Annotated in this window: 14 protein-coding genes and 3 pseudogenes; 9 read left to right on the forward strand and 8 right to left on the reverse strand. The window is 63.5% G+C overall.

Annotation, left to right across the window (positions count from 1 at the left end; all coding sequences use genetic code 11):
- Positions 1-393: 393 nt before the first annotated feature.
- A complete protein-coding gene (locus tag ACZY1I_RS27870; protein ID WP_463760171.1) occupies positions 394-1,089 on the forward strand; it encodes a TetR/AcrR family transcriptional regulator in 696 nt (231 codons plus the stop codon).
- Here the strand turns inward: ACZY1I_RS27870 and ACZY1I_RS27875 are convergent.
- Positions 1,086-1,328: pseudogene (locus ACZY1I_RS27875) on the reverse strand (hypothetical protein); the annotation flags it as partial. The gene ACZY1I_RS27870 and the pseudogene ACZY1I_RS27875 sit on opposite strands and share 4 nt — an antisense overlap.
- Before the next feature lie 632 nt (positions 1,329-1,960).
- Here ACZY1I_RS27875 and ACZY1I_RS27880 point away from each other — a divergent pair.
- Entirely contained in the window at positions 1,961-2,995 is a 1,035-nt protein-coding gene (locus ACZY1I_RS27880) for a hypothetical protein (protein ID WP_463760174.1), read from the forward strand.
- A gap of 66 nt (positions 2,996-3,061) precedes the next feature.
- On the opposite strand, the gene ACZY1I_RS27885 is transcribed toward ACZY1I_RS27880, so the two are convergent.
- The 5 genes and pseudogenes from ACZY1I_RS27885 to ACZY1I_RS27905 all read right to left on the reverse strand — a co-directional run.
- A complete protein-coding gene (locus ACZY1I_RS27885; protein WP_463760178.1) occupies positions 3,062-4,750 on the reverse strand; it encodes an FAD-dependent oxidoreductase in 1,689 nt (562 codons plus the stop codon).
- Positions 4,743-5,006, reverse strand: coding sequence for a UBP-type zinc finger domain-containing protein (locus ACZY1I_RS27890; protein WP_463760180.1), 264 nt, complete (start codon positions 5,004-5,006; stop codon positions 4,743-4,745). The genes ACZY1I_RS27885 and ACZY1I_RS27890 overlap by 8 nt, the downstream gene beginning before the upstream one ends.
- On the reverse strand, positions 5,003-5,455 hold the full coding sequence (trxA, locus tag ACZY1I_RS27895; protein WP_463760183.1) for a thioredoxin: 453 nt from the start codon (positions 5,453-5,455) through the stop codon (positions 5,003-5,005). The genes ACZY1I_RS27890 and trxA overlap by 4 nt, the downstream gene beginning before the upstream one ends.
- 13 nt (positions 5,456-5,468) lie before the next feature.
- Positions 5,469-7,967 (reverse strand): ATP-dependent chaperone ClpB, encoded by a 2,499-nt coding sequence (gene clpB, locus ACZY1I_RS27900; RefSeq protein ID WP_463760187.1) that lies wholly within the window; start codon positions 7,965-7,967, stop codon positions 5,469-5,471.
- A gap of 19 nt (positions 7,968-7,986) precedes the next feature.
- Positions 7,987-8,307: pseudogene (locus ACZY1I_RS27905) on the reverse strand (alcohol dehydrogenase catalytic domain-containing protein); the annotation flags it as partial.
- Between the two features lie 210 nt (positions 8,308-8,517).
- On the opposite strand from ACZY1I_RS27905, the gene ACZY1I_RS27910 reads away from it, so the two are divergent.
- From ACZY1I_RS27910 to ACZY1I_RS27920, 3 genes and pseudogenes are all read left to right on the forward strand, one after another.
- Positions 8,518-8,688 (forward strand): hypothetical protein, encoded by a 171-nt coding sequence (locus tag ACZY1I_RS27910; RefSeq protein ID WP_463760190.1) that lies wholly within the window; start codon positions 8,518-8,520, stop codon positions 8,686-8,688.
- Between the two features lie 188 nt (positions 8,689-8,876).
- Positions 8,877-9,173 (forward strand): putative quinol monooxygenase, encoded by a 297-nt coding sequence (locus ACZY1I_RS27915; protein ID WP_463760194.1) that lies wholly within the window; start codon positions 8,877-8,879, stop codon positions 9,171-9,173.
- A 127-nt stretch (positions 9,174-9,300) separates the two neighbouring features.
- Positions 9,301-9,381: pseudogene (locus ACZY1I_RS27920) on the forward strand (DUF6131 family protein); the annotation flags it as partial.
- 1,178 nt (positions 9,382-10,559) lie between these two features.
- Here ACZY1I_RS27920 and hypB read toward each other — a convergent pair.
- Both hypB and ACZY1I_RS27930 read right to left on the reverse strand, forming a co-directional pair.
- Positions 10,560-11,363, reverse strand: a complete 804-nt coding sequence (gene hypB / locus ACZY1I_RS27925) for a hydrogenase nickel incorporation protein HypB (RefSeq protein ID WP_463760196.1) — start codon at positions 11,361-11,363, stop codon at positions 10,560-10,562.
- Positions 11,364-11,375: 12 nt separating this feature from the next.
- Positions 11,376-11,717, reverse strand: coding sequence for a hydrogenase maturation nickel metallochaperone HypA (locus ACZY1I_RS27930; RefSeq protein ID WP_463760199.1), 342 nt, complete (start codon positions 11,715-11,717; stop codon positions 11,376-11,378).
- A gap of 177 nt (positions 11,718-11,894) precedes the next feature.
- Between ACZY1I_RS27930 and hypF the strand changes: the two genes are divergently transcribed.
- The 4 genes from hypF to hypE are packed head-to-tail and all read left to right on the forward strand — an operon-like array spanning position 11,895 to position 16,606.
- A complete protein-coding gene (gene hypF, locus ACZY1I_RS27935; protein ID WP_463760202.1) occupies positions 11,895-14,198 on the forward strand; it encodes a carbamoyltransferase HypF in 2,304 nt (767 codons plus the stop codon).
- Positions 14,171-14,446 (forward strand): HypC/HybG/HupF family hydrogenase formation chaperone, encoded by a 276-nt coding sequence (locus tag ACZY1I_RS27940; RefSeq protein WP_463760205.1) that lies wholly within the window; start codon positions 14,171-14,173, stop codon positions 14,444-14,446. The genes hypF and ACZY1I_RS27940 overlap by 28 nt, the downstream gene beginning before the upstream one ends.
- Entirely contained in the window at positions 14,443-15,546 is a 1,104-nt protein-coding gene (gene hypD / locus ACZY1I_RS27945; RefSeq protein WP_463760207.1) for a hydrogenase formation protein HypD, read from the forward strand. Before ACZY1I_RS27940 ends, hypD begins: the two co-directional genes overlap by 4 nt.
- Positions 15,539-16,606 carry a hydrogenase expression/formation protein HypE gene (hypE, locus tag ACZY1I_RS27950; protein WP_463760209.1) on the forward strand — a complete coding sequence of 356 codons (1,068 nt, stop codon included), beginning with the start codon at positions 15,539-15,541 and terminating at the stop codon, positions 16,604-16,606. Before hypD ends, hypE begins: the two co-directional genes overlap by 8 nt.
- The last annotated feature ends 151 nt before the right edge of the window (positions 16,607-16,757 follow it).

The raw sequence follows: 16,757 nt of genomic DNA on the forward strand, positions 1-16,757 counted from the left end.
TGCCCGACTGTCGGCGCTGGGTGCATGCGCTTGGCAGTACCGCGACTGGCGAGCCTGACAACCCGACGCGCACGCCTCCACGTTTGGGTTCTAGTCAGCGAGATCTGCACATTCATAATGGGTTTCACGTTTCCTTCCCGCGCGATCGCCCGCCGAGGGGCCGACGATGGATGATTAGGTGGCGACGCGGCCACCCGGGTTGCCGGCACCGCGGAGTCTCTGAGTGCGTAACCGCTTGACTGGTTGCCTGATCACCACTCCTTCGGCACGCGGCTTTCCATGGCTAAGTGTACTGATGGTATCGCTCCGATACTAGCAGTATCGTTTGTTGTTGAATGTTTTGCTAGGTGCGGTTCGCTGCAGCCAGGTGCTGAGGGGGATTACGGTGATCACGTGCAGCGTGACGCTGAAATCCTGGTAGATGAGGACGACGATGTCGATCCACGACGCCTTCGGTCACGGACGCGGTTGTTGGATGCGGCCACCAAACTCCTCAATGCCGGTGGCATCGAAGCCGTTACTATCGACGCGGTCACCAAAGCCTCTAAGGTGGCGCGCACCACGCTTTATCGGCACTTCAGTAGCTCTACCCAACTGCTGGCCGCGACATTTGAACGGCTGCTACCGCAAGCCACCTCACCGCCCGCGACGGGATCGTTACGCGACCAGCTGATCGAGCTGTTGAGCCGACAGGCGACCCTTTTTCAGGAAGCGCCGCTCCACGTCACCACGCTGGCCTGGGTCGCGCTCGGGCCGACATCGGACGGCACAGAAGAGACCCACGATCGCAACGCACTGCGGATGCGGATCGTCGACCACTACCGCCAGCCGTTCGATAGCCTTCTGGAAGGGCCTGAAGCCCGGGCCGACCTCGACGACTTCGATCTGGACCTGATCCTGTGCCAGCTGGTCGGTCCGGTGGCGTTCGCTCGACTCACTGGACTGCGCGCAGTTGATCGTCAAGACTGTGAACGCATAGTCGATGATTTTCTCGCCGCACACCGTCGCCCCGCAGACGAACCACCGCCGCGGCGCTCAGTCCGAAAAGCCCCAACCGGCGCAAGCGGTTCTCGTAAGAACGCCAGTTAGCCTTTGCAGCCAAAAGACGGCGCGATACCTGCCCCCGGCGAAAATGCCCGGCTTCCTAGACCAACACGTCCGAGGGAACCGATGACCTCGGCCTCCCGTCGAGCACTTACTGGTTTCTGCCCGGCAAGCATTTGAATGGCTTGCGCTGTAGAGGAATTCGGTTCTGCGGTGTAACTGACCATCGACCGGCCTGGGACGGCTGTCACGGACAGAACGTGATAGGTCAGAGTCAGTTCGCCGAATCGAGTGTGATGGAACTGCTTGGTGCCGTGCTTGTGGGCGGTGACGTTGTAAGCGGCCCCATCGGGTGCCGAATGATTCGCTGCGTGTAGCTATCTCCCTGACGACATCCCAACACTGATTCGTCGTGCGCACGGCTGACCTGCCATCGCGACGCTGCTAGGCGAGGCAAGCTGGTGGCCGAAACACCGCCTGTAAGTCGCCGAGCGCGTCGCCTTAGAAGTCTCCGTCGTTCCGCATGGCCGCGCAGTGTCATATCCGTGCATAGAAGTCACGGGGCCGCACAGCAGCGAATTGCCTACGAATGCAGCGTGATCGCGCCTGGGCTCAGCGAAGGGGGTGATCCCGGGGACGCGCGGTTTAGGTGCCGGCCGGGTGCCCAACGTGCCGAATCTGCCGACGATACCGCCAGTCAGACGGCCTTGCACTATCTCGCCTACGTCACGGAACGGAGCTCACTTTCGAGAGTCGGGTAATCCGTGCTTGTCGCCGGCATGTCGTCGGCTCATCCGGCATTGCTGGAAATGGCCCTCGCGACTGGAACACAACATGCACGAAGGTAAACGCCGTGTGGAACGCCCACTGGCAACCCGGGACGTTTGCCGGTCTGAGCTAAGGGTACGCGGCTTGGATGCCCGGCGAGCATTCCGCGATCCTGCTGATCGCCGATCCCGGTGCTCCAGGCGTGATTGCCGATCATCTGTCTGTTTCGCTACCGGATGCTCTATCGGATTGGCCTCGCGCATACGACACGTGGGACGTGACTGTGCGGCGTCAGGCCTACCCCCTCGACGAGTATGCCGATGTGTCAGAGGTAGTCGGCACCATTGACCCGGCTGGCGAGACGGAAGACATCGTCATCTATTTGACGGATCTGCCCCGACGTCAGGGGACCACGCCGGTGATAGCGGACATCAGCGTGTCTGACCGGTTCGGAGTGATTTCCATTCCCGGGTTGGGTGGTGTGTTTGTCGATCGTCGGGTGAGGTATTTGGCGCAGACCGTCGTGGCCGAGGTGGCACACCAGTCAATGAAGCAGAACCAGTCGGTGAAACGGCTGACGCGGATACAGGACGACGACTTTGTCCGCTATGTGGCGCCGTCAGCACTGTCGCGGCTGCGGCTGCTGGCCGGCATGATATACGCCAACAGACCGTGGCGACTGGTCACAGGTATGTCGAAAGTGATGATGGCGGCGTTCGCCACCGGGGCTGTAAGCCTTTCACAGGCGACGATTTGGCAGTTGTCCGACACTATGGGCCCGTGGCGTTTAAGCGTGACAACGATATTGGCGACCGCGGCGATGATTGCGTGGCTGATCGTTGAACACAAGTTGTGGGAACGGCCGGAGTCGGCTGGCGAGCGCGACCGCGCCGTTATGTACAACGCATCAACTTTGGTCACTCTGACGATCGGCGTGGTCATTTTTCACGCAGGGGTCTTTGTCTTGCTGCTGGTGACCGCGTGGTGGACGCTACCGCCGGAATTGGTCGCCAAAGATATCGGTCATCCTTCCGGACTCACATCCTTGGTGACGATGGCCTGGTTGGTGGCGGCAGTTGCCACATTGGGCGGTGCCCTGGGATCGGGTATGGAGGACGACGAGGTCGTGAAGGCGGCGACATATGGGGTTCGACAACGCCAGCGATCGGATTCGGCTGACTGATGTGGGCCCTCAGTTCCCAGGGGTCGAGCGCACTTTCATTTCACCGGTGATGGCGTCCGCCGCCTATTAGGTCCCGAAGTACTCGTGGATCTGCCGGATTGCCATGGATCCCTCGCCGACCGCGGAGGCCACCCGTTTGACCGAGCCGCTGCGCACGTCTCCCACCGCGAACACACCGGGTCGGCTGGTCTCCAGCATCATCGGCCGACGTTGCGTTCGCTCCTGATTGCCGTCGATGTCCGAGTAGAGCGCGGCCGGGCCGGTCGGGACGAAGCCGTGGTCGTCGAGTTGGATGGCGCCGACGAGCCACGAGGTGTGGGGATCCGCGCCGATGAAGACGAACAGCGCGCGGGTCTGGATCGAGCGCCGCTCGCCCGTTCGTTTGTCCTCGGTCACGACCTCGGTGAGTTTGTCGTCTCCATGAACCTCCCGGATCTCCGTGCACGACCGGACGGTCACCCGGGGGTGCCGGTCGATCTGGTCGATGAGGTACCGGGACATGGTCTTGCTCAGGTCCTCGCCACGGATCACCACGTACACCCGGGACGCCTGACCGGCGAGGAAGACCGCCGCTTGCCCGGCAGAGTTACCACCCCCGACAATCACCACCGGCCCGGTGCCGCACAGCAGCGCTTCCTGAACGGTGGCGGCGTAATACACGCCATTACCCTCGAACGATTCGAGACCGGGGACGCCGAGCTTGCGATACCTGGCTCCCGTCGCCAGCACGACGGCCCTGGCCACCATCGTCCCACCGTCGGCAAGTGTCAGCTGGTGCTGGCCGTGGCCGGATTCCAGCCGGGTGATCTCGGCGGACACCGAGATCCTCGCTCCGAATTTCGCGGCCTGCAGGGCGGCACGTTCAGCCAGGTCGCCTCCGGAGATACCGCCGGGAAACCCGAGATAGTTCTCGATCCGCGACGACGTCCCGGCCTGGCCGCCGGTCGCGATCCGCTCCATTGCCGCGGTGGTCAGACCGTCCGACGCGGCATACACCGCGGCGCCCAGTCCCGCAGGACCAGCGCCAACCACGATGACGTCGGTTTCGTCCGACGCCGTGCCTGGCACCGGCAGTCCCACCCGCCGGGCCAACTCCGTGTTGGTTGGGTTGCGCAGCACCGCACCGCCCCAGACCACCACCGGTGTGTCCTGGGCGGTCACCCCGAATCGCTGCAACAGTCGTTCGGCCTGCGGATCGCGTTCGAGGTCGAACCAGCGGTGCGGCAACCGATTTCGTGCGGCGAACTCACGTAGCCGAACAGTGTCCGGCGAGTAGCACGAGCCGATGATCCGGAATCCGGATCCCTCCTGAATGAGCAGGCAGCGCCGCCACAGGTATGCGCGCAGGATCAGATCACTGAGCCCCGGATCGTGGACCACTAGGGCCCGCACCCGTTCGGTCGGAACCACAAGCATTTCACCGGGTTTCACCACCTCCGCGGTGTAGAACGCTGCCTGGCCCTCGAGATCACCCAACTCGCCAAGGAACCGCCCGGGGCCGTGCACCCGGGTCACACGCTGGTCGCCCGCGTCGTCCGCGATGCCGACGGCCACCTTGCCGGACAGGATGACGAAGAAGTAATCGGCGCGCTCACCTTCGCGAACGAGCATCTCGCCCGCGCCGACGGTGCGCCGGGCACCGCCGGACTCAAGGGTGGCAATCTGATCATCGGACAGTCGCGGGTACGCGCCGTGCACGTCGGGGGTCTCGACCAACGGAGACGATTCGCGCTGGTCGACGACGGTCTCAGACATAGTCTTCGTGGACGTAGCACCAGCGCCAATTCTCGCCGGGCTCGAAGGACTGCACGATAGGGTGTCCTATCGAGTGAGCATGTGCGCGGGCATGCCGCATGGGTGATGAATCGCAACAGCCCACGTGTCCGCAAGTCAGGCACAGCCGCAGGTGCAGCCATGGTGTGCCAAGCCGCAGGCATTCCTCGCAGCCCTTCGACCGCGGGCGCACCGGGCGTATCTCCGCCACGTGCGGATCCACATACACAGACGTCATGATCGTGCCTCCTTCGAGCTATCTGTTGACAGAGCGTCATCCAGCCAATTGCGCAGCGCCGCAACGGGAGCGGCGCCTGCTTGCCGCGCCAGTATCTGCCCGTGGTCAAGGAGCAGCAGTGTCGGCACCGCCTGCACCGTGAACCGCTGCGAAATCGCCGGTGCCTTATCCACGTCGACCTTGACCAGTTTGAGTTGTCCGGCGCGTTCGGTGGCGAGCTGCTCCAGCGCCGGACTCACCATGCGGCACGGTCCACACCAGGGCGCCCACAGGTCGACAAGTACTGGAATAGAGGGCTTTTCGGCAATGTCGGTGAAGTCCCCGTCGCCGGCCGCAGCGATCCACGGCAGCCACTGGTGACAGTTGGCGCACCGGGGCTTCCCCTCGGCTGCCGCGGGTACGCGGTTGCGTTTTCCGCAGTGCGGGCATGTCACGATGTCGGTTTCCATTGCGTTTCCTCCCTCAGGCCGCCAAGGCAGGATCCGAATAGTCCACGGCGAGTTCGCCGTTATCAACGGTGACGCGGATCTTGCCACCGCCTGCGATGTCGCCGCGTAACAACGCCCGACCGATCTTCGTTTCCACCTCGTGGGCGATGTAGCGGCGCAGCGGCCGCGCGCCGTACACCGGGTCGTAGCCGTGTTCGGCGATCATCCGGCGAGCGTCCGCGGTGATGTCGAGCTCGATTTGCCTTTCCACCAACCGATCCCGCAGTTCAGCCAGCTGTAGCTCGACGATCCGTTCGAGCTGCGCCATCGACAGCGGAGTGAACAACACGATATCGTCGACGCGGTTGAGGAACTCGGGCCGAAAGTGGCCGCGCAACTCGGCCATCACGCGATCGCGCGCGTCGGGCTTGATCTCGCCGTCCGCGGTAACGCCGTCGAGCAGGAAATGCGATCCGATGTTGGAGGTCATGATGACGACGGTGTTGCGGAAGTCGACCTGACGTCCCTGTGCATCGGTGAGCCGACCGTCGTCGAGCACTTGCAACAAGGTGTTGAACACGTCGGCGTGCGCCTTTTCGATCTCGTCGAGCAGCACCACCGAGTAGGGCTTGCGACGCACCGCTTCGGTGAGCTGACCGCCCTCCTCGTAGCCGACGTATCCCGGTGGCGCGCCGACCAACCGGCTCACTGTGTGCCGCTCCTGGTACTCGCTCATGTCAAGCCGGACCGTGTTGTCCTCGCTGTCGAACAATGCGGCGGCCAGCGTCTTCGCGAGCTCGGTTTTACCGACCCCGGTCGGTCCGAGGAAGATGAACGAGCCGATCGGACGGCGCGGATCCCGGATTCCGGAGCGGGCCCGAATCACCGCGTCGGCGACCAGCTGGACCGCCTCGTCCTGGCCGATCACGCGCTCGTGCAGTATTTCGTCGAGCCGTAGCAGCTTTTCCCGTTCGCCCTCCTGCAGTCGCGCGACCGGTATGCCGGTCCATGCGGCCACGATTTCGGCGATCTCGTCCTCGGTGACGACCTCGCGAAGCAGCCGCTTTTCGCCCTGCTTGGACGTCAGCTGTTCCTCGGCCGCTTGCAGTTTGCGTTCGAGTTCGGTGATCTGGCCGTAGCGCAACTCGGCTGCCCGGTTCAGGTCATAGTTGCGTTCGGCTTCCTCGGCCTCGTGCCGGAGTTGCTCGAGTTGCGCGCGAAGTTCCTGTACCCGCCGGATCGCCTGCCGTTCGGCATCCCATTGCGCGTGCCGGGCGTCGGCGTCGGCTCGCAGATCGGCCAACTCTTTGCGAAGTTCCGCCAGCCGGGACTTGCTGGCCGCGTCGGTCTCCTTGGCCAGCGCCGCGTCCTCGATCTCGAGCCGGGTGACCCGACGGGTGATCTCATCCAACTCCGCTGGCATCGAGTCGATTTCGGTGCGCAACCGCGCACACGCCTCGTCCACCAGGTCGATCGCCTTGTCGGGCAGGAAGCGGTCGGTGATGTAGCGGTGCGACAGGGTTGCCGCCGCCACCAGTGCGGCATCCTGAATCTTCACCCCGTGGAACACCTCGAGGCGTTCGCGCAGACCGCGCAGGATCGAGATGGTGTCCTCCACGTCGGGTTCGTCGACGAGCACGGTCTGGAACCGGCGCTCCAACGCGGCGTCTTTTTCGATGTGCTTGCGGTATTCGTCGAGGGTGGTGGCACCGATCATGTGCAGCTCACCGCGGGCAAGCATCGGCTTGAGCATGTTGCCGGCGTCCAGCGACCCCTCCGCTGCGCCTGCGCCGACCACGGTGTGCAACTCGTCGACGAACAGCAATATTCGACCTTCGGCCGCCTTCACCTCTGACAGCACCGCCTGCAGTCGTTCCTCGAACTCACCCCGATACTTCGCACCTGCCACCAGCGAACCCATGTCGAGGGAGAAAATTGTCTTGTCCCGCAGGCCTTCCGGGACATCGGCGCGAACGATCCGCTGGGCCAGACCCTCCACGATCGCCGTCTTGCCGACTCCGGGGTCGCCGATCAGAACCGGATTGTTCTTCGTCTTGCGGCTGAGGATCTGAATCACCCGGCGGATCTCGGCGTCACGGCCGATCACCGGGTCCAGCTTGCCGGCGCGGCCCTCGGCGACCAGGTCGCGGCCGTACTTCTCCAGCGCCTCGTAAGCCCCCTCCGGCGATGCTGAAGTGACCCGCTGGTTGCCGCGGACCTTGGTCAGCGCGCCCAGGAACGATTCCCGGGTAACGCCATGGGAGGCCAGCGTCCGTCCGGCGGCACTCGCCGAACCCTCTTCGGCGAGTGCGATGACGAGGTGCTCCACCGACACGTAGTCGTCCTTGAGCCGCTTGGCTTCCCGCTCGGCGGCCTCCAGCAGGTTCGCCAGCCGCCTGGTGACAGAGACCTGGCCCGGCGCGTCGTAGGCCAGCATGTCGTGGCCGATCAGCAGACCGGCGCCGCCGTTGCACATGCCGCGACGCCTGCCCGCCCCAGAACGGTCCCATCCCGGCGAACCCGTAGGCGGCACCTGCCATCTTCGGGTCGGGATGCACGGTCTGGCAGTACGCCGTCAGACCCTCTTCACAGTTACGGCAGAAACCGCAACCGATGTTGAAGGGCACACACACCCGATCCCCCGAAGATACCTTGACAACCGCTTTGCCGACCTCGGCAACGATGCCCAGATTCTCGTGCCCGAGCACCATGCCCGGCTCCAGGTCGGTGCGGCCCTCGTACATATGCAGGTCCGATCCACAGATATTGGTGGTGGTGATCTTCACCAGCACGTCGGTCGGGTGCTCGATCTTGGCGTCCTGAACCTCCTTGACGACGACCTCACGCGGTCCGTCGTACACAAGTGCTCTCATGCTTGATCCCCCTAATTAGCTGGTGCCGTTCTGGTCCGTGCCTTCTTCCTCGTAGTGTGCGATGCCGAAGGGGGCGCGGGGACTGGACCAGCAAGCCGAATGTTCGGGGCCGAGTTCGCCCTATCAGTACAAGCCGCGGACAACTTCCGGAGTCTGGTGACACTTGTGGCTGTGCGGACCACCGCTCGCACTGGACAGCAGACTCGAGTCGTGGGCAACCATGATGACGACCCGACCCCCGCGAGGTTGGCGACGTCGATCGACGCCGGAGAGAGCACATTTGTGCAGTGCCGTTCCGCAACGCCATCGTCGATGCGTTCGCCCAGTCCCGGCGGGCGCAACGGGACGGTGACGTTGATGTCCGTCTCGTTGGCTCCCTAAGCCAAATGCGAATCGGTCTACGGCATCGTTCCCTCAGGTCGATTCGAAGAGGAATTTTGGTCCGCCGGGACCGACGCTGTGACTCCGGCCAGTGGGCAGAGTGGTTCCGAGAAGTGGTTTGACCCCTCGCCACTGCGGCTGGGTCTTCTGGTTCTCCAATCATCCACCACCTATTAAGGAAGATCGCCATGGCTACGAAGGCATTGCTCGTACGGCTCGAGGCCAAGCCCGGCAAAGAAAGCGCAGTCGAGGAATTTCTTGTCTCGGCGTTGCCGCTTGTCGAGCAGGAACCCGACACGAAACCATGGTTTGCGGTTCGGTTCGGCCCGTCGACGTTCGGCATCTTCGACGCGTTCCCAGACGACGCGGCACGCGAGACGCATCTTGGCGGTCCAGTCGGAAAAGCCCTCGCGGAGAAAGCCGACGAGCTCTTCGCCTTGCCACCGGACATCAGCAATCTCGACGTCCTCGCCAACAAGCTCTGACGCCGCGGTTGCTAGCGTGCCCGGGCCGGATGACGCCGAGCAGCATGAGCGCGTTGATAGATAGGCGAGCACCGAGTCGGGTGTGCGACCCTGTCGATAGAGTCGGGCACCGCGCGCCCGGATGGCCGTCTTGCTTGTCGTCGGCGCGATTTTGGCGGTCCTGGGATCCGCGGGACGTGCTGTCGGCGGCCGCCGTCACTACTACTGAGCCTGCTGGGGGCGACTAACTCGTCCCCCAGACGCAGAATCGCCCATTTCATCAGTGGCGGGTTCACGCGGTCGTCGCAACACTGTCGATTTGCGAGGTTGCGGCGACCATGTCGTTCTCGGAGGACTGTGTTCGGTTTGGTGATCAGCTAGCAGTTAGTGGATGCGGGTGTGCCGGTGAGGCAGGCCGCTGAAGGGTTAGTTATCTCGCGACAGCGGGGTTAAGCGACCTTGCGGACGACTGGCCGGGCGAGGGGTTTCTCGCTGCCTGATGTCAATGGTGTCGATCCTGCGCCTGCACTGAGCCAGAAAACCGGAACGAGCCGTCTGGTTGCAGGATTCGTCATCAAGTTGGCAAAAACGAGTCCGCCAAGATGCGTGGCAATCCCGGAGAACCGCAGGTAGGAGAGTTGGTTGATGACACAAAGAATGGCAACCGACAGAGTTGTTGTTGTCGGTTGTCATTTTCGATGGCAATTTGTCAAAACCAAATGTCGGATGCGACATGAATATGGCAATTCAGTGGCGTTGCGGAGCTCTGCGGCCGTTGACTGATGATCGACGCGGCTCATCTGAATGGGTGACCGTCATCTGAGATGGGTGACCGCCGTGCCTCACGGACTCGGTCGCCGTGGTGCTTCAACTTCATTTGTCGCGGTTGACGGAACTGAGGATTAGCGGCGGCGACGACGTTGTTGCGGCGCTGCTGCTGCGCCGCGGCGACCGCTTGTTGTGGTGGCTTCTCAAGCTTTCTGTGCTCATCCCTTTTGTCAAATGTCCACTGGATGCCCAAAAGCACACTGAAAAGCGAATTTTCGTGGTGCGGCGTCAACCGGCGCGGCCGGTGGCAGGGATGGGGGCAAATCGTCGGACTGAGCGGCCTAGGTGACGGCGGCGGATCTCCGGTGGGCGCTGGGCGACTCCGCAGATCCCACCGACGATTTCCGCGCGACGTGCCCTCATGACGGCAAGTTCGTCATTGACCGAATGTCTTGGCGGTCGATCGAGCTAGGTGCCATATCGTTGCGTGACGGAGTCGCCGCGGCAGCTAGTGGGTACTGCCGGTTGGAGAGCTCTGACTATTGGGAATCGCGGGTGCTCTGGCTTTGTTGGTGCTGGATGGAGCAATAAAATCGAAACCTCTGGCATTCGAAACATTCCGAAAGTCGCACTGCCGCCCTATAGCCGAGACTCAACGGGTCTGACCGTGGCGTCCGCGCCCACGAACTGTCGCAACCAGTCGAACCAACGCGACATGCCCTGGCCGGTGCGTGCGCTTACTGGCAGGATCGTTGCGCTCGGGTTCACCTGCCGGATGTGTTCGATGTAGCTTTCGAGGTCCACGTCGAGGTGCGGAATTAAGTCGATCTTGTTCAGCAGCACGATGTCGACCGATCGGAACATCACCGGGTATTTCTGGGGCTTGTCCTCGCCTTCGGTGACGGAGTACACCATCGCCTTGGCGTGCTCGCCGACGTCGAACTCAGCGGGGCACACCAGGTTGCCGACGTTCTCGATGATCACCAGGTCCAACGGCGCCAGGTCGAGCCCTTGCATGGCCCGGTTCACCATCGGGGCGTCCAGATGACACTCGCCACCAAATCCGTTGCTGGTGTTCAACAACGACACCTGCGCGCCGCGACCGCCGAGTTTGGCGGCATCCAGGTCGGTGGCAATATCACCTTCGATCACCCCGACCGACAATTCGCCGGCGAGTTCGTCGAGGGTGGCGGCCAGCACGGTGGTCTTACCGGAACCCGGTGAGCTCATCAGGTTCAATGTGCGAACACCGTTGCTCTCGAACGCTTTGCGGTTGATGTCGGCGCGGGTGTCGTTCTCGGCGAAGATCGATTCCAGTACCTCTATCCGTTGCGAAGCGGTTGCGTAGCCGGTGTGATCGCCGTGATCGGCATGCGCATGATCATGGTCACGATGCTCGTGGCTGTGCACGGTGCCGTCGTCGTGCCGGTGAAACCTACCCATTTGCAATCCCTTTCATGACACCAGCACGGACGTGACCAGAAATTCGTTGCCCCGAACGATCTCGACGTCGGCGACTCCGCAAACTGGACAGCACACCGACCATCGAGACTCGATCTGTGAACGTTCATCGCAGGCACGGCATAGCACTTCGGCGGGGACGAACTCGAGCTCCAGTTCGGTGTCGGCCATGCCGGCGTCGAGATGCTGGCAGACCAAGGACCAACAGAACTCCAGCGATTCGCGGACCACCTGGCGCAGCGCGCCGACCTGAACGTGAACGACGTCGACGCGGCGGCCTGCCGCGTGTGGTTTCACCACACCGGCGATTGCATGACATAGCGACAACTCGTGCACTACACCATGCTGCCCCGTGGGAGACATCGCTGTCGCGAAGATCGGGTGCGGAAAAACGCAGACATTGTGTGCGAAATTGTGATTGTCGCCCACATTTGCCGGGTCTAGCCTGGGGCTTGACCGCCCATGCTGACAGCCCATCAGGCATGGTGGCCCATTGCTGCTCAGGAGGGTGTTGTGGGCAGTCTGCGACTCCAACTCGACATAAGCGGCGTGGTCCAAGGAGTTGGATTCCGCCCTGCTGTCGCGCGGATCGCCGCGCGTCACAACCTGGCCGGCCACGTTTTCAACGATTCGCGTTCGGTGCATTGCGAATTGGAGGGCGCACCCGAAGCGGTGGCGGCGGCCATGCGTGCGATCAGTGCCGACCATCCGCCCATGGCCCGCATCGACTCCCTGCGGGCCACAGAGATTCGTCCCACCGGCGAACTCGGGTTCCGAATCGTCGACAGCCGCACTGCCGATGGCGGTCGCACCCTGGTGCCCCCCGACATCGCCATCTGCAACGACTGCCTACGTGAACTGTTCGATCCCACCGACCGCCGCTATCGGCACCCGTTCATCACCTGCACCAACTGCGGTCCGCGCTACACGGTGATCACCGACCTGCCGTATGACCGACCTTCGACCACTATGGCGCAATTTCCGATGTGTCCACAGTGTTCGGCCGAGTACGCAGACCCCGGCGACCGCCGGTTTCACGCGCAGACCGTGGCCTGCCCCGACTGTGGACCGAGGCTTGCCTGGCGCGGTCCCGGCGATAGCAGCGACCCCATTGCCGCCGCTGCCCGCGCACTGGACGACGGACTCATCGTTGCGGTCAAAGGCATCGGCGGTTTCCATCTTGCCTGCCGCGCCGACAATGCGGCGGCAGTAGCCAACCTGAGGCGCCGAAAGGATCGTCCCGCCAAGCCGTTTGCCGTAATGGTGCCTGATGTCTCTGCGGCGCAACGCATTTGCCGTGTCGAGTCGGCTGCCGCGGAACTTCTCACCTCGTCAGCCGCGCCGATCGTTCTGCTTTCTGCCCGCGACGAAATACTGAGTTCGGTGGCACCGGGTCTGTCCGAGATCGGCGTGCTAGTCGCATATTCGCCCCTGCACCACCTGCTGTTCGACCGGTTAGGCCCGGCCCCATTGGTGATGACCTCGGCCAACAACGGCGGATCGCCGATCGTCTTTCGCGATTCCGATCTGGAATGGATCGACGGACTGGCTGACGCGGTGCTCAGCCACGACCGGCCCATCCATGTCCCGTGCGAAGATTCGGTTCTCGCTGTGGCCGGGGATGGTCGAGTGGTGCCGATTCGCCGGTCGCGCGGTTATGCGCCGCTGCCGGTGCTGGTCGGTGCGGGCGGCGACGAGGTGATCCTGGCCGCCGGCGGTGATCTCAAGACGACGTTCTGCCTGATGGATACCGATGGACATGCGCACATGTCATCGCACCTGGGCGACATGGCTGATCCCCGAACGCAGTCCTGCTTCGAGTCTGCACTGGATCACCTGGATTTCATCACCGACCGCCGCCCGGCAGTCATCGCCTGCGACCTGCACCCCTCTTACGCGACCACCGCCTGGGCGCGTCGCCGCGGCCGCCCTGTCGTGCATGTGCAGCATCATCACGCCCACGCCGTATCACTTCTGGCCGAACACGGGCGGCTCGGCACCCCGATGCTCGCGGTGGCCTTCGACGGCACCGGTTACGGAACCGATGCCACGATCTGGGGCGGCGAGCTACTGCTGATCACCGACCCGGATGCCTTCACTCGGGTCGGACATCTGAAACCGTTTGCATTGCCTGGCGGCGACGGCGCCGTGCGTCACCCCGGCCGGATCGCGCTGGATCTGCTGTATCGGGCCGGGGTTGAATGGACACCAGACATCCCGGCCGTCAGCATGCTGGGTGAGCAGGCAAAACGTGTGCTTGCCCAGCAGATACCTCGTGGTATCGGATGCTTCGAGACCACCAGCATGGGCCGATTGTTCGACGGCGTCGCCAGCCTGCTCGGCGTCTGCCACGACGTGACCTACGAGGGCCAGGCCGCCATCGAACTCGAGCATCTCGCCCGCCGGGGTCGCCCGCTGCCGCTGAACATCGAGGTGACTGCGGGCGTTCTGGACCCGGCGCCATTGATCACCGAGCTGGTGCGGCACTTGCTAGCCGGAGCTGCGGAACCAGATCTGGCGGCCGGCTTCCACGCCGCCGTAGTCCGAGCCACCTCAGACGCCGTGTGCACAGCAGCCGCCAGCATGAACGGAGTGGAGGTCGTCGGCCTGACTGGCGGCGTATTCGTCAATCGGCTGTTGCTTGATGGCCTTCGTAACGATCTGAGCAGTAAGGGTTTCGAGGTTCTGACCCATGCGGTGTTGCCCTGCAACGACGGTGGCCTCGCGTTGGGTCAGGCCGTGATCGCTGCGCGACGACAATGCAAATTGGAAGAAAGGGGGTCGAGCGAATGTGTCTCGGAATTCCCGGCAAGGTGATTGCCACCTGGGACGAGGCGGGAACACGCATGTGCACCGTCGACTTCGGCGGCACCACCAAGACGGTCTGCCTGGCGTACCTGCCGGATATGGAGATCGGTGAGTACACCATCGTGCACGCCGGATTCGCCATCACTCGACTTGACGAGGCGTCTGCGCAGGAGACCCTGCGGATGTTCGATGAACTCGGTGTGCTCGACGAGGAACTAGCCGGTGACGACGGTCAGGGCAGGAGGGAACCGGCATGAAATACCTGGACGAATTCCGCGACCCGGTGGCCGCCCACACGTTGGTGGATCACATCAAGAAACGGGCTACCAGATCCTGGACCATCATGGAAGTCTGCGGCGGGCAGACACATTCGATCATCCGCAATGGAATCGACCAGTTACTGGACGGTGCAGTGGAATTCATCCACGGCCCCGGATGCCCGGTCTGCGTGACACCGCTGGAGATGATCGACCGCGCCCTGGAGATCGCCGCACGCGACGACGTCATCTTCTGCTCTTTCGGTGACATGCTGCGGGTGCCCGGAAGTCATCAAGACCTGTTCGGTGTGCGTGCCCGCGGCGGTGACGTCCGAATCGTCTATTCGCCGCTGGACGCCACCCGGATTGCGGCTGACAACCCCGACAAGCAGGTGGTGTTCTTCGGGGTGGGTTTCGAAACGACCGCACCTGCCAACGCAATGGCGGTGGTCCACGCGCAACGGCTCGGGCTCACCAACTTCTCGATGCTGGTCTCACACGTGCTGGTGCCGCCGGCCATGACGGCGATCCTCAGTTCGCCGACCAACCGGGTCGAGGGTTTCCTGGCCGCCGGTCATGTCTGCACCGTGATGGGTACCAGCGAGTACGGCCCGCTGGTGGACAAATACCGGGTCCCCATCGTGGTCACCGGCTTTGAACCGCTCGACCTGCTCGAGGGCGTCCGGCAGGTGGTGGACCTGCTCGAGGCCGGAACGCCGCAGTTGCGCAACGCATATCCGCGGGCGGTCACCGCCGAGGGCAACGCCGTCGCCCAGCAGACGCTCGCGGACGTGTTCGCGGTGACCGACCGGCAATGGCGAGGAATCGGCATGATTCCCAAGTCCGGATGGACCCTGTCGCCGCGCTACGCCCAGTTCGACGCCGAGCTGAAGTTCGGGGTCGGTCACCTGCGGGTGTCCGAGTCGGCGCAATGCCGCAGCGGCGAGGTGCTACAGGGCTTATTGAAACCCAACGAGTGCCCGGCATTCGGAAAGTCCTGCACACCACGCACGCCGCTGGGCGCGACCATGGTCTCCAGTGAAGGTGCCTGCGCGGCCTACTACCAGTTCCGTCGGTTGGCAGCCGCGGCTCATGGCTGAGTCACCGGTCGCTGTCGACCCGGCCGACTGGGTGTGCCCGTTGCCGTTGCGCGAGACGAAGCGAATCCTGCTCGGCCACGGCGGCGGCGGGGTGCTGTCCGAGGAGTTGATCGAGAATCTGTTCCTGCCGGCGTTCGGTGGCAGGGCCGGGCCTGCGCGCGATTCCGCGTTGCTTGAAGTAGACGGCGGACGCATCGCGCTGACCACCGATTCCTATGTCGTGCAACCGTTGTTCTTCCCCGGCGGCAATATCGGCGACCTGGCGGTCAACGGCACGATCAACGATTTGGCTTGCAGCGGGGCGCAACCGATCGCGCTGACGGCAGGGTTCATCCTCGAGGAGGGACTCGAACTCGATGTTCTCGGCGCGGTCGCCGAGACCATGGGCAAGGCCGCCGGCAACGCTGGTGTCGGGATCGTCACCGGCGATACCAAGGTCGTCGCAAAGGGTGGCGCAGACCAGCTTTTCGTCAATACCGCCGGTGTCGGTGTGGTCCCCGCAGGCGTGCATCTCGGACCCGAACGAGCGCGCCCGGGCGACCACATTTTGATTTCGGGCAATCTCGGCGAACACGGCGTCGCGATCATGAGTGTGCGCGAGGGCATCGACTTCGGCACGGTGGTGACCACTGACAGTGCCCCACTTCATCTGCTGGTTGTTGCCATGCTGGATGCCGGAGGCGCTGGCGTGCATGCGCTCCGCGATCCCACCCGGGGCGGGTTGGTGGCCTCGGTCGTTGAGATCGCCCGCGCGGCCTCCGTCGGCATCGAGCTGGACCTAGCGAAAATGCCGGTCCCCGATACGGTTTCGTCAGCATGCTCGTTTCTCGGGCTCGATCCGCTGCAGGTGGCCAACGAGGGAAAAATGGTGGCGTTCGTCGACCCCGAGCGCAGCGATGAGGTGCTGGACGCGATGCGAGCGCGGCCGGAAGGCGCCAATGCCGCGCTCATCGGCCGGGTGGTCGCCGAACATCCGGGCCTAGTGGTAGGCAAGACGCCGTTCGGTACGACTCAAGTCATCGAACGTCAACTAGGGGAACAGCTTCCGCGGATCTGTTGAGCGAAGCATGCTGCGCTGGCACAGTTGCCCGCGATGAGCACCGACGTTGACTCATGCACGCTCATCCGTGTACCAGCGGTTGAAGCCTCTAGGGCCCAGCTGAGGGCGACTGTCAAGGAGTCAACTGAACCGGGGGCAGTCCCAAACCGTG

This window comes from Mycobacterium sp. IDUB_37, assembly GCF_055419245.1.